Genomic DNA, 26,193 nt, shown 5'->3' on the forward strand with positions numbered 1-26,193 from the left:
TGGTACTCCCGCGACATCATCCGCAACGTCGACGGATCCCCCTTGACCGGATCATCACCCTGATCGACGACATCCCACCCCGACGGCCGCCCCATGACTACTCCGCCCTCGAGGCAGCGGGTCCGCCGCCGCCGTTCTCGTCGTTGACCTGCAGTGCCTGGGCGAGCTGCTCGTCGGTCTCGGTGTAGGTCTCGACGGACGCGCTGAGCATGTCCGCCAGCGCCTTCGTCGAGTCGCTGATCTTGTCGCGCTTGTCACCCCAGCGGTGGTCGAAGTCGTGCAGGGCGTCCTGCACGGTGCCCGAGCCGATCTCGTCGTCGGACGCAACGACGCGCTTGTGCGCCTGTTCGAGCGTGCTGTGCACGGTCGACAGGTCGGTCTGGAGCTCCCCGAGCCCCATCAGGTCAACGAGCAGTCTCGAAGCCACGGAACAATCCCTCCCCGATCACGAACCGGAAGCCACCGCCACCGGAACCGCGTCGACCCCGTGCCCCACGCGATCGCGGGACACGGGGTCGTCAGCGGTGTCAGCCCTTGAGGCCGGAAGCGAGCGACTCGTCCGTCTCGGACAGGGTCTGCGACGCCTTCGACAGGAACGTCGACAGGCCCTCGAGCCCCTGGACGGTCTGGGTCACGCCACGGTTGAACTCGTCGTAGGACTCGCCGAACGCGACGGACGACTTGTCGGTGACGTAGCCGTCGGAGATGAGCTGCTGGATCTTGCGCTGCAGGGCGGAGAGACGGTCTTCGATGTCCGCCTGACCCGCCTTGAGGTCGGAGGCTGCTGCCTCGAGGTCTGCGTACGAGACGTTGATGTTCGCCACGGTGTGACTCCCTTTCCCCGGAGTTTCGTCATGTCCCCCCAACGGGGCGTGTTGCAGGGGACACTACCATCGTCCTGCGACATGTAGTCAATGCTACGGGGGATGCCATGACCTTCACGTTCACGATGGTCGACCGCGAGAGCGGTCAGACCGCCAACGTCTACGTCGACGGGGACGACACCCGTGCGGTCGGCGAGCTCGTCGCCGAGGCCGAACGCCTCATCGCGACGGACGTCGTGGCCTCCGGACGGACCCCGGCGTACTTCGTCGGCGAGCAGCCGCTCGACCTGGCGGCGACGGTCGCCGAGTCCGGTGTGCGCGAGGGCGTGGTCGTGGCCCGCAGCCTCGAGCAGGTGCCGCCGCAGCCGCTCCGTCCGCTGACCGACGCCGAGATCCGGATCGTCTCGGGCCTGCACGCCGGCACCATCGTGCGGGTGGGCACCGGCACGGTGACGATCGGCACGGCGACGAACGCCACGGTGCGCATCCCGGTGAGCACCACCGCCGAGGTCGAGGCCGAGGCCACCGGGGCCGAGACCGTCCCGGAGGTCGCCCTGCTCGTGTCGGTCACGGCCGACGGCGCGAAGGTCCGTCCGGCGAACGGCTTCGCCGGGGCGGTGCTCGACGGTGCTGCCGTCACCGAGGAGACCGACTGGCCGGAGACCGCGCAGCTGGCGATCGGCGGGGTCCTGCTCGGCTTCGGTCGGGCGCCGGACCGTGGGGCGCACCTGTCCCTGGCCGACGACGGCATGTCGCTCGAGTACAACCGCCCGCCGCGCATCCTGCCGCCCGACGAGCACACCCGCTACCAGCTGCCAGCCCCGCCGACCGAACCCCCAGCGCGGGCGCTGCCCATCCTGATGGCACTGGCGCCGATGGGCATGGCCGTGATGTTCGTGTCGACCACCGGCCGCTGGATCTACCTGCTCATCGCCCTGCTGTCGCCGATCCTGATGATCATCACGGGCCTCCAGGGTCGCCGCCAGGGCAAGAAGACGTACCGCCAGCGGATCGTGGAGTACGAGGACACCAAGGCGCGCATCGAGGCGGACGCGACCGAGAGCCTCCAGTCCGAACGGGCACGCTGGATCGCGAGCGCCCCCGACCCGGCTGCCGTCTACGAGACGGCGGTCACGCCGCTGCCGCGCCTGTGGGAGCGGCGTCGGACCGACCCCGACCACCTGCTCGTCCGTGTCGGCACGGCGACGCAACGGTCCGAGGTGACCATCGAGGACCCGGAACAGCTGTCGCACAAGCGGACCGTCGCGTGGGACGCGACCGACGTGCCGGTCCGGATCCGCCTGGCGGAGCGTGGCGTGATCGGCATCGCCGGTCCGGACGACGACGCCCGACGGCTGGCGAACTGGGTGGTCGCGCAGCTCGCGACGCTGCAGAGCCCGAAGGACGTCACCTTCACGCTGCTCACCGACACCACCCGGACCGCGCTGTGGGAGTGGATGTCCTGGTTGCCGCACGTCCGCCGCGACGGCGCCGACCAGCCGATGACGAGCATCGCTTCGAACGCCGCGACGACCGCGCGGGCCATCGCCGAGCTCGCGGCGGTCATCGACGCCCGGAAGGAAGCCGGCATCGGCAAGAAGACCCCGCCGGCCGACGAGATCGTGGTCGTGATGGACGGCGCCCGACGCCTGCGTGCGATGCCGTCGCTCGTGCAGGTGCTCAAGGAGGGGCCGTCGGTCGGAGTGTTCAGCATCTGCCTCGACCTGGACGAGCGGCTCCTGCCCGAGGAGTGCGACGCCGTGGTCGTGGTCCGCGACGACCGGATCCGGGTCACGCAGCAGCGCAGCGAGCGGATCGACGATGCCCGACCCGACCTGGTCGACCAGGACTGGCTCGAGTGGGTCGCCCGGTCGCTGTCGCCGATCGTCGACGCCAGCCCTGACGTTCAGGACGGCGCCATCCCGTCGTCGGCGCGGCTGCTCGACGTGCTGCAGCTCGAGCCGCCGACGTCCGAGGCCGTGCAGGCCCGCTGGCTGCTCGGTGGGCGCAGCACGACCGCCGTCATCGGCGCCTCGATCGACGGGCCGTTCGCGATCGACCTGCGGAACGACGGTCCGCACGGACTCGTCGCCGGCACGACCGGCTCCGGCAAGTCCGAGTTGCTGCAGACGATCGTCGCGTCGCTCGCCGTCGCGAACCGGCCGGACGAGATGAACTTCGTGCTCGTCGACTACAAGGGCGGTGCGGCGTTCAAGGACTGCGTCGACCTGCCGCACACGGTCGGCATGGTCACCGACCTCGACACCCACCAGGTGGAGCGGGCGCTCGAGTCGCTCGGCGCAGAACTGCGCACCCGCGAGCACGCCCTGGCCGAGGTCGGCGCGAAGGACCTGGAGGACTACCAGGACCTGCAGGCGAAGCGCGCGGCGTCGGGCGACGCGATCCCGAGCCTGCCGCGGCTGCTCATCGTCATCGACGAGTTCGCCTCGCTCGCCCGCGAGCTGCCCGACTTCGTCAAGGGCCTGGTGAACATCGCCCAACGTGGTCGGTCGCTCGGCATCCACCTCGTGCTCGCCACGCAGCGCCCCGGCGGTGTCGTGTCGCCCGAGATCCGCGCCAACACGAACCTGCGGATCGCGTTGCGCGTCACCGACCAGTCGGAGAGCCAGGACGTCATCGGCGCGAACGACGCCGCGCGGATCGCGAAGACGACGCCCGGTCGCGCGTACGTGCGGCTCGGCGCGGCCTCGTTGCTGCCCTTCCAGTCCGGTCGGGTGGGCGGGCGTCGGCCCGGCACGGACGACCAGGAGGCCCGGCCCGCCCTGGTCCGCGAACTCACCTTCGCCTCGTACAGCGAACCAGCCCCCCGCCCGGCAGCCGTCGAGGCCGCCGCCAGCGACGTGGAGGTCACCGACCTGAGCGTCCTCGTCGCGTCGATCGGCGACGCCACCCGCGCCCTCGGCACCCCCGAGCAGCGGAAGCCGTGGCTGCCGCCCCTCGGTGCGGTCGTCGGACTCGACGACGTCGAAGCCGCCGGTGCTGCCGGTGCTGCCGAGCTGCCGCCGCTCGCCGTGGCCTGGGGCGTCGAGGACCACCCCGCCGACCAGCAGCAGCGCCCCGCCGTGTTCGACCTCGACGCCGACGGCCACCTGTTCGTCATCGGGTCGCCGCGCTCCGGCCGCAGCCAGACGCTCCGCACCCTGGCCGGTGCGATGGCCCTGCGCCTCGGCGTCGGTGACGTGCACATGTACGGGATCGACTGCGGCAACGGCGCCCTGCTCGCGCTCGGGGCCCTGCCGCACTGCGGTGCCGTGGTGCAGCGGCACGAGCCCGACCGGGTCTCGCGGTTGCTCGGCATCCTGCTCCGCACCGTGCAGGAGCGCCAGGCGGCCTTCGCGAGCGGCGGGTACTCGTCCATCGCCGAGCAGCGGTCCGACGAGCACACCACCCCGCTGCCGCACGTCGTCGTGTTCCTGGACCAGTGGGAGAGCTTCATGGCGACCCTGGCCGACGCCGAGAACGGTGCGCTGCACGACGCCGTCCAGACGCTGCTGCGCGAGGGCGTCGGCGTCGGCGTGCACCTGATCGTCTCCGGCGACCGCACGCTGACCTCCGGCCGGATGTCGAGCCAGGTGGAGCGGAAGCTGCTGCTCGCCCTGGCCGACCGCGGCGACTACAACTACGAGGGCATCAACGGCAAGAAGCTGCCGGAGTCGATCCCGCCCGGTCGCGGCTTCCGGAACGCCACCGCGACGGAGACCCAGGTCGCCGTGCTGCCCGGCGGCCTCGGCGGACGCGACCAGGCGGCGGCGATCCGCGGCATCGGTGACGAGGTCCGCGCCCACGTCCCCGCGACCGTGCCGAAGCCGTTCCGGATCGACGTGCTGCCGCGGTCCATCACGTTCGAGGAGGCCGTGCGGTACCTGCCCTCGGCGGACGCCTCGGTCGGCCGGGTCGCGCTCGGAGTCGGCGGCGACGAGCTCCGGCTCTTCACCCACGACTTCGTGCAGGACACCCCGGTGTTCATCGTCGCCGGCAGCCCGCGCTCCGGCAAGAGCACCGCGCTCGTCGCGATGGCCCGGCACGTCCTGTCCGCGGGTGGGTCGGTCGTCGCGGTCACGCCGCGGGACTCCCCGCTCCGGGCACTCGAGGGTGCACCGCGCGCGACCGTGGTCACCGACGGCGGGATCGGGGCCGAGGGCCTCTCCGCCGCGATCGACACCGGCTCGGACGGCTTCACGCTCGTGCTCGTCGACGACGCCGAGGCGCTCAAGGAGACCCCGGCCGAACCGGTGTTCCGGGCGGTCATGGACTCCGACCGGGGTCGTTCGGTCGGGCTGGTCATCGCCGGCGACGTCGAGGGCGTCGCGAGCGGGTTCCGTGGCTGGCAGGTCGACGCGAAGAAGGCCCGTCGCGGGATGCTGCTCGCACCGCTCAGCACGGTCGACGGCGACCTGATCGGCACGAAGCTGTCGAAGAGCCTGGTGACGCAGGACCGGGTGCCGGGTCGGGCACTGCTCAACGACGCCGACCAGGCGCTGCGGCTGGTGCAGGTGCCCGCCGACTGACGGGGACGGCGCGACGTCGCGCGCCAGCGTCGCGCCGCCGCGCCGCTCGGCGTCAGCCGAGTGGGGCTTCGCCGACCAGCGCGGTCTGCGGCTCGGCGCGCAGCGTGTGGCCGCCGAACACGACCACGTCGCCCGGTTGCACCACGGTGCGCTGCGCCGGCGGCACCATCGTCGCCGGGAACCCCGGCCGCTGCAGCTCGACCCCGTTCGCCGACGCCGTGTCGAGCACCCAGAGCGAGCCCTCGGCACCGAAGCCGAACTCCAGGTGCGTGCGGCTGAGCAGCTTGTCCGGGTCCTCGAGGGCGATCATGTGCGCGTAGCCGCCGTCCGGGTGGGCGCTCGCCGGGTCGCGGCCGATCAGCCCGCCACCGGACACGGTCACCCGCTGGTGGTCGTCGAGCACCAGGACGGCCGCCGCAGTCTGCCGGGCCGGAGCCGCGTCGCGGCGGGCCGTGCCACCGGCGGAGCCCAGGGGACGCCCGGGCAGCTGCGCGACGGTCGCCCGCACCCGGTCGGCGCTGGCGCGGGGAGCCGGCGGCGGCGTGACGACCGCGCGGGCGAGTTCGCCGCGCTGCGCCATCCGCGCGAGGTCGTCGACGGTGACCCGCTCGACGACGGGTTCGACGGGCTTCCGACGCTTCCGGAACGGCCAGATCCGCATCAGTCGACCCCGCCGCCGACCGTGGCCGAGTCGATGAGCTCGAAGGTGTCGGTCACGGTCTCGAACAGTTCGTACAGCGGCTCGGCCAGGTCGGTCGCGGGCGAGGACACGCTCACCAGCGCGACCTGGTCACCGGCCGGCACGAACGTCTGCATGAGCACGACGTCGAACGATCCGCGGCCGTCCGGCGCCTGCACGGTCGAGACGCCCCAGACGCGCGGCACCCGGCCGACGCGCGGGACCTCGTGCACGTCGACGTGCATGCCGTCGTCGTCACCGCCGAGCGCGGCGACGTGGTCGGTCAGGGCGGCGAGCGGGTCGCCGCCGGCCTCGGGCGCGGGCAGGACCGTGACGGTCAGTGCGCCGGAGACGATGCCGTCCTCGCTCGGCTCGGCGAAGGCCGCGCAGTACCGGGCACCGCTGTCCCACGCCGACCGCGCGAACCGACGGAGGGCGCGGACGATCTCGGTGCGGTGGTCCCAGAGCTCGCGCTGGTCCTCGATGCGCTCCTGCACGAGGGCGCTGATCCGGTCGTCGCGGCGCTCCGGCTCGACGGGCAGCTCGAACCAGGAGCGCGGGACCGTGATGGCGAAGTGGTCGACCGACATGCCCGCTACCGTACCGTGGCGTGTCGCCCGGCCGTCCGGCGCATCGCCCGCAGCAGCAGCGGACCCGGCAGCCGCAGCAGGGCCCCGGGCAGGACCGACCGCACCCCGCTGACCACGGCGACCGTCCGCTGGAACCGACGGTGCTCGCGCGGCCCCCACGCGAACCCGTACGCGGTCCGCAGCCGTTCCGGCAGCATCCCGACCGTGACGATCCGGACGAGCGGCATCGCGGCACGCACCCAGAGCGGCGCGAACCGCGGGTGGAGCAGGTCACGCACCACCCCGCGGGCGTCGTCGGTGACCTCGAGCCGCTCGAGGGCGTCGGCCCAGTACTCGTCGAAGGCCGCGACCGAGGTCGGCCAGCGCTCGGCGGGCACCCGCAGCGTCGTCGCGATCGGGGCGTACGCGGCGAGCACGGCCTCGGCGCGTTCCGCCGTGACGGGAGCGCCGAACAGGTCGTGCGCCCGACGAGCCGAGTCGAACAGGGTCGCGGCCACCCACAGCTGCCGGTCGACGTCGTCCGCGCCGGTCACGGGCGCGTGGGCACGGTTCACGAAACCCGCGGCGATCGCGGCGTCCTGCTCCGTGCCGGAGACGACGGCGTACACGAACATCAGGGTGTGGGCCAGCCGCTGCTGCGGTCGACGGGCGAAGTCCGAGTGCCGGCGGACCCCCGCCGCGACGACCGGGTCGGCGATCTGCAGCAGGATGGCGCGGCCGCCCGCGGCCACGGGTGTGCTGTCACCGAGGAACCGACGCAGGCTGCGGTCGTGGACGCGACCGGACGACGGACGGGAGGTGGGCCCGACCAGCCGGTTCCGGCGCACCGCGCCAGCGGGGTGACGGCCGTGACTGGAGGGACGTGGCGGGCCCGGCACCGGGCCTCCAGGCCGTGGGGCGGTCACGGTCCACCCCGTCGGCGTCGCGCCCGCAGGACGGGGACGAGATCAGCGACGATCGCCGCGACGAGCGCGACCATGCCGGTCACGAGGGCGGTCACCAGGTACGTGCCGTCGACCCGGACGTCGCCCGTCAGGGCGAGCAGGGTCGCGACGAGCCAGATCGCGGGGAGCGGCCAGAGGCGGCTCGGTGCTCCGGAGACGACGGCTCCGACCACCGCGACCGCGAGGAGCGGCACCCATCGACCTGCCGGCCCCGACTGCGCGGCGAGGTGTGCGGAGGCCGCGACCAGCAGCATCGCCGCGATCGCCACCAGGCGGGCGGCCGACGGCATGCTGCGGACGCTGGCTCGGACGCGACGGAACACGGCCCGATGCTACGGGCCGTGTTCCGCGGATCCCTGGGGGAGGCGCTGGTCAGGGGATGCGGGTCAGAGCGGCTTGGTGCCGAGGTCGCCTCCCAGGTCCGGCCGGTCCTCGTCGGCGTCGTGCTCCCACAGGTCGGGGGAGCCCTCGCGCGGAGATCCGCCGGTCGGGCCGTCGTCGGTACCGTCACCGGGCTGCGGCTCGACGGTCTCGCCGGCGACGGCGTCGTTCGTCACGGTCTCGAGGGACTCCTCGGACTCGTCCACCTCGTACGGGCCGACGTGCTCGCGGTCGATGTCGTCGTCGCGGCGCTGCTGGGCCTCGAAGTCGTCGACGGGGCTGATGCCGGGATCGCTCATGGTGTCCTCCTGGGTGTGGGTGGTGCCGGGTGTCGGATCGTGTTCAGGCGCTGACGAAGTGGACGTCGGCGGAGCCGAGCGCGAGCTGCTCCGCCAGACCCTTCTCGTCGGTCGCGCCCCAGCGTTCGGCGATCTTGCCGTCACGGAACTTCGAGACCTGGATGCCGCGGACCTCGAAGGTGCGACCCGTCGGCGCGTGGCCCTGGAACGGACCGGTGTGGGTGCCGCGGATCGTGAACACCGCGGTGATGTAGTCGTCCGTGACGACGAGCGGGTCGGGCTCGAGCGTGAGGTCCGGGAACGCGGTGGTGAACTCGGTCCAGAAGTCGACGATCCCCGCGAGGCCGGGCTGCTGGTCGGGCGCGGGGTCGTGGTCCACGACGTCCTCGGCCCACACCTCGGGGAAGCGGTCGAAGGCCCGCGCCTCCAGGATCTCGCCGAGTCGTTCCTGTGCCTGCTGGTTCTGTTCCGCGGTCATGCGCGCTCCTTCGTTCGGGCCATCCGGTGGTTCGGGCCTGCCGGTGGTTCGGGCCTTCCGGTGTACGCCGGGTCGGTGAGAGCGGCGTCCAGGGTGCGCGAGTTCACCTGCGGGACACCTCCCCGTCACGACGGCCGTGCACACTGCCGGTGCTCGGGGGAGTGGAGCGCGGTCGCCGACGGGTGGTCGAGCGACCGCGCCTTCCCCTGCGTCCCGCGCCGCCCGTTGTCTCGACGCCCATGTCGCCGCGCTAGGCTGCGTGACGGCCGTTGTCTCGACATCGAGCGACCCTCGATGTGGAGTGCGCGACCGGGAAACCGATGCCGATCGCACGAACCGTGCGGGAAGAAGAACAGCGTGGATCTTTTCGAGTATCAGGCCAGGGACCTCTTCGAGTCCTACGGCGTCCCCGTCCTCCAGGGGATCATCGCCGACACCCCGGAAGAGGCGAGAGCGGCGGCCGAGAAGATCGGTGGCGTCGTGGTCGTCAAGGCCCAGGTGAAGGTCGGCGGGCGCGGCAAGGCCGGCGGCGTCAAGGTCGCGAAGACCCCCGACGAAGCGTTCGAGCACGCCCAGGCGATCCTCGGCCTCGACATCAAGGGCCACACCGTGCAGCGCGTCATGATCGCCCAGGGCGCCGACATCGCCGAGGAGTTCTACTTCTCCGTGCTGCTCGACCGGGCCAACCGCTCCTACCTCTCGCTCACCAGCGTCGAGGGCGGCATGGAGATCGAGCAGCTCGCAGTCGAGAAGCCCGAGGCGCTCGCCCGCGTCGAGGTCGACCCGCTCACCGGGATCGACGCGGCCGCCGGTCGCGCGATCGCCGAGCAGGCCGGGTTCCCGGCGGAGCTCGTCGACCAGGTGGCCGACGTCTTCTCGAAGCTCTACGACGTCTACAAGGGTGAGGACGCCACGCTCGTCGAGGTGAACCCCCTCGTCCGCACCGGCGACGGCCAGATCCTGGCGCTCGACGGCAAGGTCTCGCTCGACGAGAATGCCGACTTCCGCCACCCCGCGCACAAGGACCTCGAGGACTCCGCCAGCGAGGACCCGCTCGAGGCCAAGGCGAAGGCCCACGGCCTGAACTACGTCAAGCTCGACGGCCAGGTCGGCGTCATCGGCAACGGTGCGGGCCTCGTCATGTCGACGCTCGACGTCGTCGCCTACGCCGGTGAGCACCACGGCGGCGTGAAGCCCGCGAACTTCCTCGACATCGGCGGCGGCGCCTCGGCCGAGGTCATGGCCAACGGCCTCGACGTCATCCTCGGCGACCCGCAGGTGAAGAGCGTCTTCGTGAACGTCTTCGGCGGCATCACCGCCTGCGACGCCGTCGCGAACGGCATCGTCGCCGCCCTCGGGATCCTCGGCGACGCGGCCACCAAGCCGCTCGTCGTGCGCCTGGACGGCAACAACGTGGAAGAGGGCCGACGGATCCTGGCGGAGGCAGCGCACCCGCTCGTCACCGTCGCCGCGACCATGGACGACGCGGCCGAGCAGGCCGCCGAACTCGCCGCTGCCGCGGCCTGAAGGGACTGACCATGTCGATCTTCCTCAACAAGGACTCCAAGGTCATCGTCCAGGGCATCACCGGCGGCGAGGGCACCAAGCACACCGCCCTCATGCTCAAGGCCGGCACCCAGGTCGTCGGTGGCGTCAACGCCCGCAAGGCCGGCACCACCGTCACCCACGGTGACGTGTCGCTGCCCGTCTTCGGCACCGTGCGCGAGGCCATCGACACCACCGGTGCCGACGTCTCCATCGTCTTCGTGCCGCCGGCCTTCGCCAAGGACGCCGTGCTCGAGGCCATCGGCGCCGCGATCCCGCTCGTCGTCGTCATCACCGAGGGCATCCCGGTGCAGGACGCCGCCGAGTTCTGGGCACACGCCAAGGCGCTCGGCGGGACGACCCGCATCATCGGCCCGAACTGCCCCGGCATCATCACCCCGGGGGAGTCGCTCGTCGGCATCACCCCGGCGACGATCACCGGCAAGGGCCCGATCGGCCTCGTCTCGAAGTCGGGCACCCTGACCTACCAGATGATGTACGAGCTGCGGGACCTGGGCTTCTCGACCGCCATCGGCATCGGCGGCGACCCGGTCATCGGGACGACGCACATCGACGCGCTCGCCGCGTTCGAGGCCGACCCCGAGACCGAGGCCATCGTGATGATCGGTGAGATCGGTGGCGACGCCGAGGAGCGCGCAGCCGAGTTCATCAAGGCGCACGTCACGAAGCCGGTCGTCGGGTACGTCGCGGGCTTCACCGCCCCCGAGGGCAAGACGATGGGCCACGCCGGAGCGATCGTGTCCGGTTCCGCCGGCACCGCCGAGGCGAAGAAGCAGGCGCTCGAGGCCGCCGGCGTCAAGGTCGGCAAGACGCCGTCCGAGACCGCTGCGCTGCTGCGTGAGGTCGTCGCCGCCCGCTAGCGGCCATCGCCCGGCACACGGTCGGGACGAAGCCGGGAGGCTCGGTGCGGGTTCCGCGCCGAGCCTCCCGTCGTTCGGGGGTCGGCTCACGTATCCTCGCTGCGATGAACCGCCTGGGAACCGCTCTGCTCGCCGCGATCGAGGCGGTCGTGACGGTCGGCGTCGGCATCGGGATCGCACTGGTGCCGCTCACCCTGCTGTGGGGCTTCGAGTACGGCCTGCAGATCGACTGGGACGTGTTCTGGAAGGCCACCGGCAGCGTCTGGCTCGTCGGCCACGGCGTCGATGTCTCGTTCCTGCTCGGGTCCGCGCTGGCGAAGAGCTCCGGGGTCAGCGGTGCCGCCGATCCCATCCACGTGACGCTCGCGGCGCTCGGCTTCGCGGTCGTGACCGCCTGGCTCGGCGCCCGTGCGGGTCGACGTTTCGCGGAGACCGAGCACCGCACCACCGGCCTGCTGGTCGGAACGGCGGTCGTCGCGGCGCTCGGCCTGGGCGTCGCGCTGTCGTCGACCTCCGCTGCCACACAGCCGACGATCTGGCAGGCCGTGGTCCTGCCCGCGCTGTGGTTCGGGATCCCGGCGCTCATCAGCTCGGAGGTCTGCCGACGACGGCGCGACCTGCCGGCGGACCCCGCCACCCAGCGTGTGATCGACCTGCTCGACCGCGTGCCCGTGCTCTGGCGTGCGATCGCCGGGTTCGGTCTCCGTGCCGGGACCGCCGCCACCGGGGTCGTCGTCGCGTTCGCCGGGGTCGTCGTCGCGTTCCTGCTCTTCACCTCGTTCGCCGAGGTGATCACCCTGTACGAGCAGTCCCACGCCGGCGTGATCGGCGGCATCGCCCTCACCGTCGGGCAGCTCGCGTTCCTGCCGGACTTCGTCGGGTGGGCGACGTCGTGGCTGATCGGCCCCGGGTTCGCCATCGGCACCGGTTCGAGCGTGTCCCCGATCGCCACCACCCTCGGACCGATCCCCGGACTGCCGGTGTTCGGCGCACTGCCGACCTCGGGCCACACCTTCGGCCTGGTCTGGATCCTGGTGCCGGTGGTCGCCGGCTTCGCGATCGGCGGCTCGATGCGCCCGCGACTCGTCCGTGCGCTGGGGAGCGCCGACTCCGCACTCCACCGAGCGCTCGCCGGTGTCGCGACGGGCATCGTCGCCGGTGTCCTGACCGGGCTGATCGCCTGGGTGTCGTCCGGATCGTTCGGCCCCGGACGACTGGCCGACGTCGGCCCGCACGCCCTGGTGGTGGGTGGGTTCGCCGCGCTCGAGATCGGCCTGCCGGCGGTCATCGCCCTCGCCGCGGGCAGCGACCTCGTCCGCCTGCCGGACCGGGGCTGGACACGGGAGCGCTGGACCGAGGCGGACGACGACGACGCGGACCGCAGCGGAGCCGGGGCCGGGACGGGATCGCTCCTCGCCGCGCTCGACCAGGCCGGCGCGGGACGGACCACCGACGTGCACCGGTTCGTGGTCGAGGAGCCCCACGACGGGTCGACCGCTGCCCGCCCGCGCGCCGCTGTGACCAGCCCGACGGAACCGATCGCCGACGAACCAGTCGCGCCGGCGCCCGTCGCAACGCCTCGGACGCCCCCGCGCGACCCGGACCACGACGTGGAACTGCCGGCCTGGGCCAAGACCGACGCCGTCGCCTCGGAGCGTCTGGCGGATGAGAGCCCGACCGAGCCCCGCTCGTCGGGACGTGCCGCGATGGGTGCACTGCGCGATCGACTGCACGGTGCCGCCGACGGTGTGCGGGAGCGTGCCGGTGGACTCCGCGAGCGAGCTGGTGGACTCCGCGACCGCGCCGGCGGACTCCGCGACCGCGTGACCGGTGCCGACGCCGAGCCTCAGCGCCCCGCGCCCGCTCCGGAACGGCCCGCCACGTCGACGTCCACGCCCGACCACACCGACGCGCAGCCGGCGTTCCCGTGGAGCACCGAGGAGTTCGTCGCCGGACGGGACGACGTCGACGACGAACCGGCCGCACCCGAGGCACCCGCAGCCGTTCCCACCCAGGCGGCCCGTCCGACGAACTGGGACGTCACCGACCAGATCCCCGACGAGGAGCTGCCCTGGTGGCGCCGTCCGAAGGACGATCGCTAGCGCCGACGTCATGCCGCGCGGGTCCCGGTAGGGTTGGTGCCGTGCTCGAACTGGTCGTCCTGATCTCCGGTACCGGGTCGAACCTCCGAGCCCTGCTCGAAGCGACCTTCGACGCCGAGTACCCCGCCCGTGTCGTCGCCATCGGTGCCGACCGCGATGCCGAGGGTCTCGGTCTGGGCGAGGAGTTCTCGATCCCCACCTTCACGGTGCCGTTCTCGCGCTTCGACTCGCGCGCGGCCTGGGGCGACGAGCTCGCCGAGCAGATCCGCCCGTGGTCGCCCGACCTGCTGGTGCTCTCCGGCCTGATGCGCCTGCTGCCCCCGGCCGTGGTGTCCGAGTTCGCCCCGGGCATCATCAACACCCACCCGGCGTACCTGCCCGAGTTCCCCGGCGCCCACGGCGTGCGGGACGCCCTGGCAGCCGGCGTCACCGAGACCGGCGCGAGCGTCATCGCGGTCGACGACGGCGTGGACACCGGCCCGATCCTGGCCCAGGAGCGCGTCCCCGTGCTCCCGGGTGACTCCGAGTCGACGCTGCACGACCGCATCAAGCCGGTCGAGCGCCGCCTGCTCATCCAGACCATCCTCGACATCGCCAACGGCACCACCGACCTGAAGGGCACCCCGAGCGCATGAGCGTGCACGCAGCCGACCCCAGCCTCTACCGCGACCGTGACGTGGTGCCGGTCCGCCGCGCACTCATCTCGGTGAGCGACAAGTCCGGCCTGCTCGAGCTCGCCGGTGCCCTCGCCGAGTCGGGTGTCGAGATCGTGTCGACGGGGTCCACCGCCCAAACGATCCGTGACGCCGGGTACGCCGTCACCGACGTCGCGAGCGTCACCGGGTTCCCGGAGTCGCTCGACGGCCGGGTCAAGACGCTGCACCCCTCGGTGCACGCGGGCCTGCTCGCCGACCTGCGCCTCGAGTCGCACGAGCAGCAGCTCGCCGACCTCGGGATCGCGGCGTTCGAGCTCGTCGTCGTGAACCTGTACCCGTTCGTCGAGACGGTGGCCTCTGGTGCCGACACCGCGACCGTGGTCGAGAACGTCGACATCGGCGGCCCCGCGATGGTCCGTGCGTCGGCGAAGAACCACCCGAACGTCGCGATCGTCGTCTCGCCGTCGTCCTACGCCGAGGTCGTCGAGGCCGTCCGCGCCGGCGGCACCTCGCTCGAGCTCCGCAAGCGTCTGGCGGCCCAGGCCTTCGCGCACACCGCGGCGTACGACACCGCGGTGGCGTCCTACTTCGCCAGCGACGTCGTCGCGGCCGCTGCGGCGCCGACGACCAGCGGCGACATCCAGACGCCCGGCGCGTTCGACGAGCACCTCGGCTTCACCGCCGACCTGTCGGCCACGCTCCGCTACGGCGAGAACGCGCACCAGGCAGCCGCGCTGTACACGAGCACCGACGGCGCCGGCATCGCGCAGGCGACGCAGCTGCACGGCAAGGAGATGTCGTACAACAACTACGTCGACGCCGACGCGGCCGTCCGTGCGGCGTTCGACTTCGACACCCCCGCGGTCGCGATCATCAAGCACGCCAACCCGTGCGGCATCGCGATCGCCCCGGCGGACGCCGCCGACCCGATCGCCTCGGCCCACGCCGCCGCGCACGCCTGCGACCCGCTGTCGGCGTTCGGTGGGGTCATCGCCGCGAACCGTCCGGTCACCGTGGCGATGGCGGAGACCGTGAAGGACATCTTCACCGAGGTCGTCGTCGCCCCGGGCTTCGACCCCGAGGCGCTCGAGATCCTGTCGCGCAAGAAGAACATCCGCCTGCTCACGCTGCCGGCCGACTTCGCCCTGGCGCCGCGCGAGGTCAAGCAGATCTCCGGCGGCTTCCTGGTGCAGGACGCCGACCGCTTCACGGCGTTCGACCAGTCCACGTGGACCCTGGTCGCCGGCGCGCCCGCCGACGACCAGACCCTCGCCGACCTGTCCTTCGCGTGGAAGGCGAGCCGTTCGGTCAAGTCGAACGCCATCCTGCTGGCGAACCAGGGCGCGAGCGTCGGGGTCGGCATGGGCCAGGTCAACCGGGTGGACTCGTGCCACCTCGCGGTGAACCGTGCCGGTGACCGCGCGACCGGCAGCGTCGCGGCGTCCGATGCGTTCTTCCCGTTCGCCGACGGCCTGCAGGTGCTGCTCGACGCCGGTGTGCGCGCGGTGGCCCAGCCCGGTGGCAGCGTCCGCGACGACGAGGTCATCGCCGCGGCGACGGCCGCGGGCGTCACGATGTACTTCACGGGCGAGCGCCACTTCTTCCACTGAGGCGAGCACTGAGGCGAGCACCACTTCGTCCACTGAAGTGAACAAATCGCGGCACCCTATTGCGCGCTGAGAGTCACTGTGAATAGTCTGTAAGGCTCCGCGACAGGCAGCCGACGGTCCCTCGGGACCGGTGGCACCGCGGACACAACGGTGACGAAGACGACGACTGGAGTGACGATGGACAACATGACCGGAACCGTGGCGACGGCCGCCCGTGCAGGTCTCGTGTCCGTCGTGGGGACCACTCCCGCACGGCGATCCCTGATCGCACCGCGACCGCGCGTCGCGGCCGCCGTCTAGCCAGGCCGTTCCCACGGCCTCGCGGCGCCGCACGACCAGCGTCCGCGAACCACCCGCCTGAACCCGGGGGACGAGTGTCTCCCGGTGCCCTCCGGCCCGACCGACGTCACGCGAGTGACGGCGGAGGCGCGACCACGCGCCCGGCCGATGATCACCACGCAACGCCACACCGAGCCTCCAGGTCGAGGCCGCGCACGCACCGCACGCCAGCAGCAAGCAAGCAGCAGGCGGCCAGGGCGCAGCGCGACCCGGGGACCCGGCAGACGCATGAGGACGCAACGCATGTCCAAGTCGCCCACCACGGCGCGCCCGTCCACCTTCCGCGCGATCGCGCGGATCTACCCCTACGTGAAGCCCTACCAGGGGCGCCTCATCGGCGGCATGGCCGCAGCGATGGGAGCCTCCTTGGTGGCGCTCGCAATCCCCTACGTCCTGCAGTGGCTCGTCGACGGCCCGCTGTCATCGAAGGACGGCGCACAGATCTGGCCCGCCGGCCTCGGCGTGCTCGCCCTCGGTGTGCTCGAGGCATTCTTCATCGCCTCGCGCCGCCGGATGGTGATGCGCCCCTCGACGCGGATCGAGGCCAGCATGCGGAACTCGCTGTACGCGAAGCTGCAGGACCTGCCCGTCGCGTTCCACGACCGGTGGGAGTCGGGGCAGCTGCTGTCCCGTTCCGTGTCGGACCTGTCGTTGATCCGCCGCTGGCTGGCCTTCGGTGTCGTCCTGCTCGTCGTGAACGTCGTGACGATCGTCGTCGGCTTCGTCGTGCTGTTCACCTTCGGGTGGCTGCTCGGGCTGATCTTCCTGATCGCGTCGATCCCGCTGTGGATCAACGGGCTGCTGTTCGAGCGTCGGTACTCCGTCGTCGCGCGCCGCAGCCAGGACCAGGTCGGTGACCTCGCGACGAGTGTCGAGCAGTCGGTGCACGGCATCCGCGTGCTCAAGGCGTTCGGTCGCGGCGGGTCGAAGCTCGAGGAGTTCAGCGAGCAGGCCGAAGCCCTGCGTGGCACGGAGATCAAGAAGGCGAAGGCCATCGCGAGCATCTGGCTGTGGCTGCTGCTCGTGCCGGACGTCGCGTTCGCGCTGTGCCTGCTCGCCGGCATCTGGCTGGCGTCGCAGGGCGAGATGACCGTCGGCCAGCTGTTCGCGTTCTTCGCGACGGCGACGGTGCTGCGGTTCCCGATCGAGTCGATCGGCTTCCTGCTCTCGATGACGTTCGACACCCGCACGGCGGTCGACCGCTTCTTCGAGGTCATGGACTCCGAGAACACGATCACGGACCCGAAGGACCCGAAGACGATCGCGGAGCCGCACGGTGCGCTGTCGTTCAACGGCGTGCACTTCCGGTACCAGGACTCCGCGCCGCAGTACCCGGACCTGATCAACGGCGTCGAGCTGCAGCTGGAGCCGGGCGAGACCATGGCGCTCGTCGGGCTCACGGGCTGCGGCAAGACGACGCTGCTCTCGCTGGTGCCGCGCCTGTACGACGTGACCGGCGGATCGGTGACGATCGACGGGGTCGACATCCGCGACCTCACCCGCGAAGAGCTGCGCCGGCACGTCGGCGTCGCCTTCGAGGACGCCACCCTGTTCTCGTCGACCGTGCGTGAGAACGTGCTGCTCGGTCGCCCGGACGTGCAGGGTGCCGAGGCCGAGGCGCTCATGCGCGAGGCCCTCGACATCGCGCAGGCGTCCTTCGTGGACGACCTGCCCGACGGCGTGGACACCCGGGTGGGCGAAGAGGGGCTGTCGCTGTCCGGTGGACAGCGCCAGCGCCTGGCGCTCGCTCGCGCGATCGCCGCGCGACCGTCGGTGCTCGTGCTCGACGACCCGCTGTCGGCGCTCGACGTCGACACCGAGGCACGGGTCGAGGCGGGCCTGCGGCGCGTGCTCGCCGACACCACGTCGCTCATCGTGGCGCACCGTCCGTCGACGGTGACGCTGGCCGACCGGGTCGCCCTGATGGAGAACGGCGTCGTCACCGCCGTCGGGACCCATCACGACCTGATGGCCACCAACGAGCACTACCGCTACGTCATCTCGTCGCTCGACGACGACGACGCGACCGCACGACAGGAGGCGATGGCATGAGCCAGCAAGAGAAGAACCTGCCGCTGGACACGGCGGCCGGGCCGGGAGGCGCGGATCCCGTCGTCGACGACATCGCCGACGCGCAGTCTGCCGCGCCCGTCACCGCCTCGATCACCACCCTGGGCGTGCGCGGCGAGGAGCGTGAGGACTTCACGAAGGCGGAGAGCAAGCGCCTGCGGCGTCGCTCCCTCGCCCTGCTCGGTTCCCTCGCGGCCCCGCTGAAGCTCCGCCTGGTGCTGCTCGGGATCGTCGTCGTGGTCTCCACGGCGGGCACCGTCGCGGGCCCGGCGCTCATCGCGTGGGGCATCGACAACGCCCTGCCCGCGGTGATGGACCAGAACGACTGGGTGCCGGCGTTCGGCGTCGTCGCGACGTACATCGTGGTGGCCGTCCTCGGCGCGGTGCTCACCGCCTGGTACACCGTGCTCGCCGCACGGATCAGCCAGGCGATCCTGTTCGACCTGCGCAAGCGGGTGTTCCTGCACACGCAGCGGCTGTCGCTCGAGTTCCACGAGACCTACACGTCCGGCCGGATCATCTCCCGCCAGACGAGTGACCTCGACTCGATCCGTGAGCTGCTCGACTCCGGCCTGAACCAGCTCATCCAGGGTGTGCTCTACATGGTGTTCACCGCCGTGGCCCTGGTGCTGCTCGACCCGACGTCCGGGCTCGTGCTCGCGGTGTCGCTCGTGCCGCTCTGGTTCCTGATCCGCTGGTTCCAGAAGAACTCGCAGACGCTGTTCCGCGCCACCCGCGTCACCTCGGCGCGCGTGATCGTGCACTTCGTCGAGACGATGACGGGCATCCGTGCCGTGCAGGCGTTCCGCAAGGAGTCCCGCAACAAGGACGAGTACGGCGGCTTCGTCGAGGACTACCGGCTGGCGAACACGAAGGTGTTCAACCTGTTCGGGACGTTCGACCCGGTGCTCGTGCTCATCGGCAACGCCACGCTCGCTGCGGTGGTCGTCGTCGGCGGCTTCCGGATCGTCGGCGGGACGCTCGAGGTCGGTGCGCTGCTCGCGGTCGCGCTGTACGCCAAGCGCTTCTTCGACCCGGCGCAGGAGCTCGCGATGTTCTACAACGGGTACCAGTCGGCCTCGGCGGCGATGGAGAAGATCTCCGGCGTCCTCGAGGAGCGGCCGAGCGTGCCGGACCCCGTGAAGCCGACCAAGCTGGCCGACGCCACGGGCAAGATGGACTTCGACGAGGTCGTGTTCGCGTACAACGCGGGCAAGGTCGTCCTGCCGGAGTTCGACCTGCACATCCCGTCCGGGCAGACCATCGCGCTCGTCGGGTCCACCGGCGCGGGCAAGTCGACGCTCGCCAAGCTCATGGCGCGCTTCTACGACCCGTCGCACGGTTCCGTGCGGCTCGACGGCGTGGACCTGCGCGACCTCGACACGAAGGACATGCGCCGCGCGATCGTCATGGTCACGCAAGAGGCCTACTTGTTCTCCGGCACGGTCGCGGACAACATCGCGCTCGGCAAGCCGGGGGCCTCCCGCGCCGAGATCGAGGCGTCCGCCAAGGCGGTCGGCGCGCACGAGTTCATCATGGCGCTCCCCGACGGGTACGACACCGACGTGAACAAGCGTGGTGGTCGTGTCTCGGCGGGACAGCGGCAGCTGCTCTCGTTCGCGCGGGCGTTCATCGCGGACCCGAAGGTGCTCATCCTCGACGAGGCCACGGCGTCGCTCGACATCCCCTCGGAGCGGCTGGTGCAGGAAGGGCTCGAGACCCTGCTCGCCGACCGCACGGCGGTGATCATCGCGCACCGCCTGTCCACGGTCGCGATCGCCCACCGCGTGCTCGTGATGGAACACGGGAAGATCGTCGAGGACGGTACCCCCGCCGACCTCATCTCGGGTACCGGACGGTTCGCCCAGCTGCACGCGGCCTGGCGCGACTCGCTCGTGTAGGACGCAGCCGGGCTGCACCACGTGGTTGGCTTGCTCCATGAGCAACGACAGCGTGCAGCCCGGCGGCGTCGCCCTGCGCGACCCCTTCTACGGCGCACCCTTCACCGAGGCCGTCCGGCGGTTCTGGCGGAAGTACACCGTGTTCACCGGACGGGCCTCGCGTGCCGAGTTCTGGTGGTGGTGGATCACGTCGCTCGCGATCGGACTCGTGCTGCAGCTCGTCCCGCAGGCGTTCACGCCGGACACCGCGCTGTTCGAGAACCCAGTCGGGTCCTACCTGTTCGTCCTCTGGGGCCTCGCGACCCTGATCGGGTCGCTCGCCCTCGGCGCCCGACGGCTGCACGACGCCGGCCTGTCCGGCTTCTGGCAGTTCCTGCACGTCGTGCCCGGCATCGGCTCGCTCGTCGTGTACGTGCTGTGCCTGATCCCGACGAGCCCGAAGGGCGAGCGCTTCGACCGCTGACCGTCGGCGGACGGACGGCCGACGTGCGCGGGCCCGACGTCAGAACGGGTCGTTCGCATCCGTGGACGGCGACCAGCGGGCACGACGCATGTCGAGCCTCCAGGCCGCCGTCCCCTGCACGAGCGGCGTGCCCTCCGCGCGGTAGTGCTGGAGCGCACGGGCCTCGTGGTGCAGCGGCGGGTGCCCACCCGCGCGCACCACGCGCCACCAGGGCAGGTCGGCGCCCTCGTGCGCCATCACCTTGCCGACCGCACGCGACGCGCGTGAGCCGAGCGCCGCGGCGACGTCGCCGTACGTCATGACGTGACCCGGCGGGATCATCCGGACCACCTCGGCCACCGCCGCCCCGAAGTCCTGCTCCGGCGCGGGGGCGTCGTCCTCGGGCACGTCGTTGATGAGTACGTCGTCGGAGACGTACTAGAGCGTCAGGACCGCGAAGTGGTCGCCGTACTGGGTCTCACGGACGACCTCGAAGCCCACGGCGCGGAAGAACGCCTCGGGGCTGTCGTCGCCACCGGGCTCGTACACGACCGTCAGGCGTTCCTGCCCGCGGCTGCGGGCCTCGTCCGCCAGGCCGTGCACGGCGAAGCGGCCGACGCCGCGACCCTGCGCCGTGCCGGCGACGTTGACCCGCCAGATGGCGCTGCGCAGCTCTTCCTGCGCGTTGTCCGCGTCGAACGAACCGATGATGAGGCCCAGGACCTCGTCGCCGTCCAGGACCACCCGGGTCCACGCGGAGCTCGGCTTGACGTCGGACTCGGCGACCCCGTAGGTGGTCGGCTGCACGAACTGTTCCTGACCCGGCTTGAGCGTCAGGGAGTTCGCCGCGGCAGCGGTCTTCGCGGAGAGTTCTTCGAGACGCAGGTCGGCCATGCGGCCAGGGTAACGGTGCGACCCGTGTGGGGGCCAGCGCGGACGGCAGACCGAGACCGCACCGTTGCCGCGGTATGGTCGCGGAATGGCAGAACATCGGCGTGGAGCGAACCTCCCGTCGATCGGCGGGTTCAACCGCACGGTCGTGCTCGATGCCGTCCGACGCTCGCCGGACGGCCTGAGCCGCGTCGAACTCGCCTCGCGAACGGGCCTCAGCGCGCAGACCGTGTCGAACGTCACCCGGTTCCTGATCGAGGCCGGCATGATCGTCGAGTCCGGCACCGTCGTCGCCGGTCGGGGCAAGCCGCGCACCATCCTGCGGCTCGAACCCGGCAGCCGCTACGCCGTCGGCGTGCACGTCGACCCGGCCGTCGTCACCTACGTGCTGCTCGACCTGGCCGGTACCGTCGTCGCCTCGTCCACCACCTCGACCCCGACCGCTGACGACCCGTCCGAGGTCGTCCGCACCATCGGCTCCGCCGTCGACGGCCTGATCGCCGACGCCGGCGTGGACGTCGACGGGGTGCTCGGCGTCGGGATCGCCAGCCCCGGCCCCATCGACGTCGACGCCGGCATCGTCGTCGACCCGCCGTTCCTGCCCCGGTGGCGTGACGTGCCCCTGCGCGACGCGCTCGCCGAGGCCACGGGCTACCCCGTCCTGCTCGAGAAGGACGTCACGGCCGCCGCGGTCGGCGAGATGTTCCTGGCGGGGGAGTCGTCGGCGCGGAACTTTGCGTTCGTGTACTTCGGCACCGGCTTCGGCGTCGGGCTCGTCGTGGACCACGAACCCGTGCGCGGGGTCGGGTCGAACGCCGGGGACGCCGGGCACATCATGGTCGACCAGCGATCGCTCGCCGGCACCCCCGACGGGTCCGGCACCCGCGGCGAGGTCGGCGCGGCCGTGGCACCGGACCGACTCGTGCGGATCGCGCGGGAGCGGGGGGTGGCGTTGTCCGGCGGCGGCGACGCTGCCGGTGCGGTCTCGTCCGACGGCCCGGTCTCGTCCGATGGCCCGGTCTCGTCCGACGGGTCGGTCGACGCGGTGAACCGTGCCTGGGACGAACTCGCCGAGGCCATCGCCGCCGGCGACGAGGCCGCGATCACGCTCGCCGCCGAGGCCGGCACCGTCATGGGCGACGCCGCCGTCGTCATCGTGAACCTGCTCGACATCGACCGGGTCGTGTTCGGCGGACCGTTCTGGTCCCGCATCGCGAGTGCCGCACTGCCGGCCGCCCGCGCGGCGATCGTCGGGTCGCCGTTGCTCGTGCCGAAGCACGCGGTCGACGTGGTCGAGAGCGACCGCGGTGCCGACGTCGCCGCGGTGGGAGCAGCGTGCCTGGTGCTCGACGCCGCGTTGTCCCCGCGGGCGAGCGGGCTGCTCATCCGCCGCTGACGGCGGTCAGGGGCGGCTCGCACCGCCCGCTACGCTGCGAACCGACGGATCCGCCAGGTGGGCGGCGAACGACGGGGGACACATGACGGACAACGGCGCCGCGGGCACGATCGACCGACGCTGGGCGAAGGTCCGGCCGTTGGTGTTCCGGACGATCATCGGCGCGGTCGTCGCAGCCGGGCTCGTCGGCATCGTGGCGGTGCTGGTCGGCGACTTCGGACGGGTCGCGGTGCAGCTGCTCCTGACGATCGTCGTGGTGGTCGTCTTCGCCCTGCTGTCCTGGTACGACGCCGACGTCTCGTCACGCCGATCGGGCACGTTCGCGTTCGTCAGCATCGCCACGTCGATGTACCTGCTCGTCGCGGGGCTGTACAAGGTGTGGCTCGCCCCGACGGACTCCTCCGGCGAGGACGGCCTCTGGCTCGTCGGCGAGCGGTTCTGGCACTGGATCTGGCTCGTCGGCGTCGCCCGCGTGGCGCTCCTGCACGTGCACCTGCTGCTCGTCATCCACCGCCGGTACCCGACACCGGCGCTCCAGGTCGTCGCGAAGGCCACCGTCGGGGTCATCGCCCTGCTCGCACTGCTGCTCTCGATCCCGCTGCTCGCACCCGACGTGGACTACGCCCGCGGCTACTGGCGACTCGTCTGGGTGGTGGTCATCCTCGACCTGCTCGGAACGGTCGTCGTCCCGCTCAGCAACGCGCTCTTCCGCCCGCGGGGCGCCGTCCCGGCGGGGGCGGTCGGAGCGTGGCCGACGCCGGAAGCGCCGCCGGCAGCACCCCCGACGGCGCCCGCGACACCGATCGCGACGTGGGCCGCCACTCCGGTGCCCGATGCCCCGACGGCTGCCACGGCTGCCACGGCCGCCGGCCCGGTCGGCGCGGACCGGTACCGGTACGAGCCGCGTCCCACGTCGTCGCGTGCCCTGGCGTGGCCGCGGTACGTCGACGGCACGCCACTGCCGGCGCTGCCCGACGGGTCGCCCGACTTCTCCGGGGTCGCGCAGGGCTGAGGGATCCCGCGCTCGGGCGCCGCGCGACACCTGTCGTTCACCGGGCGGCCACCGGTCGGATGCCCGGGTGCTGAACAGTCGTGCAGGTCTCCCCTCCCCTCCCGAGAAGGACCTGCATGCGCACTCCTGCCCTGCGCCCCCGCTCCGTGCGGATCGGTGCTGCCATCGTCTCCGCGCTGGCCCTCGGCGCCGGTGTCGTCACGGCCAGCCCGGCACTCGCCGCCGTCGGTGACGACGACCCGAGCGTCGGCGCCGCCGCCCCGAACGGCCTCGTCGTCAACGAGGTCGAGTCGAACGGCGACGACACCGACTGGGTCGAGCTCGCGAACACGTCGTCGGCGTCGATCGACCTGACCGGGTACGCGTTCCTCGACGACGACAGCACCCACGACGCCTACGTCCTGCCCGCCGGCTCGACGATCGCCCCCGGCGGGTACTTCGTCATCGACCAGCTCTCGGCGACCGCGCCCGGGTTCGACTTCGGACTCGGCGGCGCCGACACCGCGCGGGTGTACGACCCCGCCGGCGACCTGGTGCTCCGGTACTCGTGGACGAGCCACGCGGTCGTCACGTACGGCCGGTGCGCCGACGGGACCGGTGCGCTGGTCGACACCACCGCGTCGACGAAGGGGGCCGCCAACGACTGCTCCTCGCCCGTGCGCATCAACGAGGTCGAGTCGCAGGACGGCACCCCCGGCGACTGGGTGGAGCTGACCAACGTCGGCAGCACCACGGTCGACCTGGGCGGGTACGTCCTCAAGGACAGCGAGGACGACCACGCGTACACGATCCCCGCCGGCACGACGATCGCGGCCGGGGGCTTCACCGTCCTCGACGAGGCGGACTTCGGCTTCGGACTCGGCAAGGCCGACTCCGCCCGGGTCTTCGATCCGCGGGGTGCGCTGGTCGACTCGTACTCGTGGACGGCCCACGCTGCCGCCACGTACGGCCGCAACCCGGACGGCACCGGCGACTTCGCCGAGACCGCCGAGTCGACGAAGGGCACCGCGAACCGGTTCGCCGGAGTCGTCACCGCCGAGCCGTGGCCCGGCGGCCCGGACGAGACCGTGCTCGACGACGAGGACACCTTCACCGGTGACCTGAGCGGCATCGACTGGACCACGTCCAGCACGTCCGAGGACGGCCAGCTGTGGGCCGTGCAGAACGGCGACGGCCTGCTCTACCACCTGACCTCGGACGGGCAGGGCGGCTGGGCACCGTCGAACGCCGCGGGCACGGACCTGCGGTACGCCGACGGCACGGGGACCCCGGACGCCGAGGGCGTCACCGTCACGAGCGACGACCCGGGCGCCGTGTACGTGTCGACCGAGCGGGACAACGACGTGTCGAAGACCAGCCGTCCGTCGGTCCTGCGGTACGCCACCACCGACGGGTCCGAGTCGACCCTGCGCGCCACCGACGAGTGGGACCTCGCAGCCGACTTCCCGGGGCTCGGTGCGAACGCCGGCCTCGAGGGCGTCACCTGGATCCCGGACTCGTGGCTCACCGAGCAGGGCTTCGCCGACGAGCACACCGGCGCGGCCTACGCACCGTCGACGTACGCCGGGCACGGCGAGGGGCTCTTCTTCGTCGGCGTCGAGGGCACCGCGAGCGTCTACGCCTACGCCCTGATGGCGGACGGTTCGTCCCAGCGCGTTGCCACCATCGGTTCGCCGTTCGCGGTCGTCGCCGACGTGCAGTTCGACCCGACCCTCGACGCGCTCTGGGTGGTGTGCGACGACGCCTGCGCCGGACGCACCGCGCTGTACGAGCTGACCGACGGTGCCTTCACCGCCGCGAAGGTCTTCGAGGCACCGTCGAACGCGGACCGGACGCTCGCCAACGAGGGCTTCGCGATCTCCGGCGTCTGCGCCGACGGGGAGCGCGCAACGTTCTACGCCGACGACAACGACACGGACGGGTTCTCGCTCCGCACCGGGACGTACCCGTGCGAGGGCGGCGGCACGGAACCAGGCACCGACCCGACGCCGACTCCCACGCCGACTCCGACCCCCACGCCCACCCCCGCTCCGGGTGACGGCGGATCGACGCCTGCGCCGAACCCCGGGACCGGTGGATCGACGCCGACGCCGACGCCGACGCCGACGCCGACCCCGTCGTCGACCGCTCCGGCCGCGCCGATCGCCCCGGTCGCTCCCTCGGAGACCGGCCTGACGGACACGAACCGTGGGGGCGTCTCGGCCCCGTCGTCCGCTCGTGCGGGGGAGACCATCACGGTCACGGTGGGCACGCAGTACGCCGGCGACCGGGTGAACGTGTGGCTGTACTCGACCCCGACGCTGCTCGGCACCGTCACGGTCGGCGCTGACGGCACGGTGCGCGTCACGATCCCGGCCGATGCTCCGGCTGGCGAGCACCGCATCGTCGTGACCGCGGAGGACGGCACGGTGCTGGGCTGGACCCCGATCACGATCACCGCTGACGGGCAGCTCGCGTTCACGGGTGCCGAGGGCCTCGGTGCCGGCGCACTCATCGCGTTCCTGCTGCTCGCCGCGGGCGCGGGTGTGCTGATCGTCCGTCGCCGCCGGGCGGCCGCGGAGTAGCCCCCACGCCCCACGGGCGCACTTCGTGAGCAGGAATGGTCGGGTTCGCTCAGCGGACCC

At 72.0% G+C, this 26,193-nt stretch carries 22 protein-coding genes; 12 read left to right on the top strand and 10 right to left on the bottom strand.

What is annotated here, in order from left to right; translation table 11 throughout:
* Positions 1-97: 97 nt before the first annotated feature.
* Together EDF51_RS12505 and EDF51_RS12510 are read right to left on the bottom strand one after the other, a co-directional pair.
* A complete protein-coding gene (locus EDF51_RS12505) occupies positions 98-427 on the bottom strand; it encodes a hypothetical protein (protein WP_134195104.1) in 330 nt (109 codons plus the stop codon).
* A gap of 100 nt (positions 428-527) precedes the next feature.
* A complete protein-coding gene (locus tag EDF51_RS12510) occupies positions 528-824 on the bottom strand; it encodes a WXG100 family type VII secretion target (protein ID WP_071404660.1) in 297 nt (98 codons plus the stop codon).
* Between the two features lie 107 nt (positions 825-931).
* Between EDF51_RS12510 and EDF51_RS12515 the strand changes: the two genes are divergently transcribed.
* A complete protein-coding gene (locus tag EDF51_RS12515; protein WP_134195106.1) occupies positions 932-5,353 on the top strand; it encodes an FtsK/SpoIIIE domain-containing protein in 4,422 nt (1,473 codons plus the stop codon).
* 52 nt (positions 5,354-5,405) lie between these two features.
* On the opposite strand, the gene EDF51_RS12520 is transcribed toward EDF51_RS12515, so the two are convergent.
* The 6 genes from EDF51_RS12520 to EDF51_RS12545 form a co-directional block, all read right to left on the bottom strand.
* Complete coding sequence (locus EDF51_RS12520) at positions 5,406-6,014, bottom strand: FHA domain-containing protein (protein WP_123293218.1); 609 nt, start codon at positions 6,012-6,014, stop codon at positions 5,406-5,408.
* Positions 6,014-6,622 carry a hypothetical protein gene (locus EDF51_RS12525; protein WP_111085350.1) on the bottom strand — a complete coding sequence of 203 codons (609 nt, stop codon included), beginning with the start codon at positions 6,620-6,622 and terminating at the stop codon, positions 6,014-6,016. Before EDF51_RS12525 ends, EDF51_RS12520 begins: the two co-directional genes overlap by 1 nt.
* Positions 6,623-6,627: 5 nt before the next feature.
* Positions 6,628-7,527, bottom strand: coding sequence for an oxygenase MpaB family protein (locus EDF51_RS12530; RefSeq protein ID WP_134195108.1), 900 nt, complete (start codon positions 7,525-7,527; stop codon positions 6,628-6,630).
* Positions 7,524-7,889 (bottom strand): hypothetical protein, encoded by a 366-nt coding sequence (locus tag EDF51_RS12535; protein WP_134195110.1) that lies wholly within the window; start codon positions 7,887-7,889, stop codon positions 7,524-7,526. The genes EDF51_RS12530 and EDF51_RS12535 overlap by 4 nt, the downstream gene beginning before the upstream one ends.
* Before the next feature lie 63 nt (positions 7,890-7,952).
* On the bottom strand, positions 7,953-8,246 hold the full coding sequence (locus tag EDF51_RS12540) for a hypothetical protein (RefSeq protein ID WP_123340961.1): 294 nt from the start codon (positions 8,244-8,246) through the stop codon (positions 7,953-7,955).
* Between the two features lie 43 nt (positions 8,247-8,289).
* Positions 8,290-8,724, bottom strand: a complete 435-nt coding sequence (locus tag EDF51_RS12545) for an ester cyclase (RefSeq protein ID WP_134195112.1) — start codon at positions 8,722-8,724, stop codon at positions 8,290-8,292.
* 357 nt (positions 8,725-9,081) lie between these two features.
* Between EDF51_RS12545 and sucC the strand changes: the two genes are divergently transcribed.
* From sucC to EDF51_RS12585, 8 genes are all read left to right on the top strand, one after another.
* Positions 9,082-10,251 carry an ADP-forming succinate--CoA ligase subunit beta gene (gene sucC, locus EDF51_RS12550; RefSeq protein WP_134195114.1) on the top strand — a complete coding sequence of 390 codons (1,170 nt, stop codon included), beginning with the start codon at positions 9,082-9,084 and terminating at the stop codon, positions 10,249-10,251.
* Between the two features lie 11 nt (positions 10,252-10,262).
* On the top strand, positions 10,263-11,150 hold the full coding sequence (gene sucD / locus EDF51_RS12555; RefSeq protein ID WP_134195116.1) for a succinate--CoA ligase subunit alpha: 888 nt from the start codon (positions 10,263-10,265) through the stop codon (positions 11,148-11,150).
* Positions 11,151-11,254: 104 nt separating this feature from the next.
* Positions 11,255-13,252 (top strand): DUF6350 family protein, encoded by a 1,998-nt coding sequence (locus tag EDF51_RS12560; RefSeq protein ID WP_134195118.1) that lies wholly within the window; start codon positions 11,255-11,257, stop codon positions 13,250-13,252.
* Positions 13,253-13,293: 41 nt separating this feature from the next.
* On the top strand, positions 13,294-13,887 hold the full coding sequence (gene purN / locus EDF51_RS12565; protein ID WP_123936914.1) for a phosphoribosylglycinamide formyltransferase: 594 nt from the start codon (positions 13,294-13,296) through the stop codon (positions 13,885-13,887).
* Positions 13,884-15,518, top strand: coding sequence for a bifunctional phosphoribosylaminoimidazolecarboxamide formyltransferase/IMP cyclohydrolase (gene purH / locus EDF51_RS12570; RefSeq protein ID WP_134195120.1), 1,635 nt, complete (start codon positions 13,884-13,886; stop codon positions 15,516-15,518). The genes purN and purH overlap by 4 nt, the downstream gene beginning before the upstream one ends.
* A gap of 582 nt (positions 15,519-16,100) precedes the next feature.
* Positions 16,101-17,909, top strand: a complete 1,809-nt coding sequence (locus tag EDF51_RS12575; protein WP_133937292.1) for an ABC transporter ATP-binding protein — start codon at positions 16,101-16,103, stop codon at positions 17,907-17,909.
* Positions 17,906-19,828, top strand: coding sequence for an ABC transporter ATP-binding protein (locus tag EDF51_RS12580; protein WP_243648924.1), 1,923 nt, complete (start codon positions 17,906-17,908; stop codon positions 19,826-19,828). Before EDF51_RS12575 ends, EDF51_RS12580 begins: the two co-directional genes overlap by 4 nt.
* Before the next feature lie 37 nt (positions 19,829-19,865).
* On the top strand, positions 19,866-20,291 hold the full coding sequence (locus tag EDF51_RS12585) for a DUF805 domain-containing protein (RefSeq protein WP_123293233.1): 426 nt from the start codon (positions 19,866-19,868) through the stop codon (positions 20,289-20,291).
* Between the two features lie 39 nt (positions 20,292-20,330).
* Here the strand turns inward: EDF51_RS12585 and EDF51_RS12590 are convergent, their stop codons facing one another.
* Both EDF51_RS12590 and EDF51_RS12595 read right to left on the bottom strand, forming a co-directional pair.
* Positions 20,331-20,678, bottom strand: coding sequence for an MGMT family protein (locus tag EDF51_RS12590; RefSeq protein WP_243834018.1), 348 nt, complete (start codon positions 20,676-20,678; stop codon positions 20,331-20,333).
* Positions 20,679-20,708: 30 nt separating this feature from the next.
* The gene (locus EDF51_RS12595) at positions 20,709-21,164 is read right to left on the bottom strand and encodes a GNAT family N-acetyltransferase (protein WP_111085338.1); all 456 of its coding nucleotides are present in this window, start codon (positions 21,162-21,164) and stop codon (positions 20,709-20,711) included.
* Between the two features lie 85 nt (positions 21,165-21,249).
* Here EDF51_RS12595 and EDF51_RS12600 point away from each other — a divergent pair, with 85 nt between their 5' ends.
* The 3 genes from EDF51_RS12600 to EDF51_RS12610 all read left to right on the top strand — a co-directional run bounded on the left by EDF51_RS12600 (position 21,250) and on the right by EDF51_RS12610 (position 26,133).
* Positions 21,250-22,557 carry an ROK family transcriptional regulator gene (locus EDF51_RS12600; protein ID WP_133937291.1) on the top strand — a complete coding sequence of 436 codons (1,308 nt, stop codon included), beginning with the start codon at positions 21,250-21,252 and terminating at the stop codon, positions 22,555-22,557.
* 82 nt (positions 22,558-22,639) lie between these two features.
* A complete protein-coding gene (locus tag EDF51_RS12605) occupies positions 22,640-23,569 on the top strand; it encodes a hypothetical protein (protein WP_133937289.1) in 930 nt (309 codons plus the stop codon).
* A gap of 116 nt (positions 23,570-23,685) precedes the next feature.
* Positions 23,686-26,133, top strand: a complete 2,448-nt coding sequence (locus EDF51_RS12610; RefSeq protein WP_134195122.1) for a lamin tail domain-containing protein — start codon at positions 23,686-23,688, stop codon at positions 26,131-26,133.
* Positions 26,134-26,193: the final 60 nt, after the last annotated feature.

The organism is Curtobacterium sp. PhB25, assembly GCF_004365375.1.
GTDB lineage: Bacteria > Actinomycetota > Actinomycetes > Actinomycetales > Microbacteriaceae > Curtobacterium.

What these genes read in the sequence shown, in the direction of transcription:
- EDF51_RS12540 (WP_123340961.1), bottom strand. Translation starts at nt 8,246, where the DNA reads ATGAGCGATCCCGGCATCAGCCCCGTCGACGACTTCGAGGCCCAGCAG.
- EDF51_RS12525 (WP_111085350.1), bottom strand. Translation starts at nt 6,622, where the DNA reads ATGTCGGTCGACCACTTCGCCATCACGGTCCCGCGCTCCTGGTTCGAG.
- EDF51_RS12585 (WP_123293233.1), top strand. Translation starts at nt 19,866, where the DNA reads ATGAGCAACGACAGCGTGCAGCCCGGCGGCGTCGCCCTGCGCGACCCC.
- EDF51_RS12595 (WP_111085338.1), bottom strand. Translation starts at nt 21,164, where the DNA reads ATGGCCGACCTGCGTCTCGAAGAACTCTCCGCGAAGACCGCTGCCGCG.
- EDF51_RS12600 (WP_133937291.1), top strand. Translation starts at nt 21,250, where the DNA reads ATGGCAGAACATCGGCGTGGAGCGAACCTCCCGTCGATCGGCGGGTTC.
- EDF51_RS12515 (WP_134195106.1), top strand. Translation starts at nt 932, where the DNA reads ATGACCTTCACGTTCACGATGGTCGACCGCGAGAGCGGTCAGACCGCC.
- EDF51_RS12580 (WP_243648924.1), top strand. Translation starts at nt 17,906, where the DNA reads ATGAGCCAGCAAGAGAAGAACCTGCCGCTGGACACGGCGGCCGGGCCG.
- EDF51_RS12520 (WP_123293218.1), bottom strand. Translation starts at nt 6,014, where the DNA reads ATGCGGATCTGGCCGTTCCGGAAGCGTCGGAAGCCCGTCGAACCCGTC.
- sucD (WP_134195116.1), top strand. Translation starts at nt 10,263, where the DNA reads ATGTCGATCTTCCTCAACAAGGACTCCAAGGTCATCGTCCAGGGCATC.
- purH (WP_134195120.1), top strand. Translation starts at nt 13,884, where the DNA reads ATGAGCGTGCACGCAGCCGACCCCAGCCTCTACCGCGACCGTGACGTG.
- EDF51_RS12575 (WP_133937292.1), top strand. Translation starts at nt 16,101, where the DNA reads ATGTCCAAGTCGCCCACCACGGCGCGCCCGTCCACCTTCCGCGCGATC.
- EDF51_RS12610 (WP_134195122.1), top strand. Translation starts at nt 23,686, where the DNA reads ATGCGCACTCCTGCCCTGCGCCCCCGCTCCGTGCGGATCGGTGCTGCC.
- EDF51_RS12545 (WP_134195112.1), bottom strand. Translation starts at nt 8,724, where the DNA reads ATGACCGCGGAACAGAACCAGCAGGCACAGGAACGACTCGGCGAGATC.
- EDF51_RS12560 (WP_134195118.1), top strand. Translation starts at nt 11,255, where the DNA reads ATGAACCGCCTGGGAACCGCTCTGCTCGCCGCGATCGAGGCGGTCGTG.
- EDF51_RS12605 (WP_133937289.1), top strand. Translation starts at nt 22,640, where the DNA reads ATGACGGACAACGGCGCCGCGGGCACGATCGACCGACGCTGGGCGAAG.